The 301-nt window shown below is 64.8% G+C and carries 1 pseudogene; it reads left to right on the top strand.

Going from position 1 to position 301, the window contains the following annotated elements:
- Window positions 1-301: pseudogene (locus EN853_RS33520) on the top strand (isocitrate lyase); the annotation flags it as partial.

The following is a 301-nucleotide window of genomic DNA, read 5'->3' as shown; positions in this document are numbered from 1 at the left end:
CCGAGATGGGCGCGAACCGGTTGTGGAAGCTCATCCACGAGGAGGATTTCGTCAACGCGCTCGGCGCGATGTCCGGCAACCAGGCGATGCAGCAGGTTCGCGCGGTGCTCAAGGCGATTTCTCTCTCGGGCTGGCAGGTGGCCGCCGACGCCAATACGGCGTCCGCCATGTACCCAGACCAGTCGCTTTACCCGGCCAACGCCGCGCCGGAACTGGTCAAGCGGATCAATCGCACCTTGCAGCGCGCCGACCAGATCGAAACCTCGGAAGGCAAGGGGTTGTCGGTCGAGACCTGGTTCGC

This window comes from Mesorhizobium sp. M1C.F.Ca.ET.210.01.1.1 (assembly GCF_004791585.1).
Classification (GTDB): domain Bacteria; phylum Pseudomonadota; class Alphaproteobacteria; order Rhizobiales; family Rhizobiaceae; genus Mesorhizobium.
Note: the sequence above shows the minus strand (reverse complement) of the source record. Positions and strands in the feature narration are given on the sequence as shown.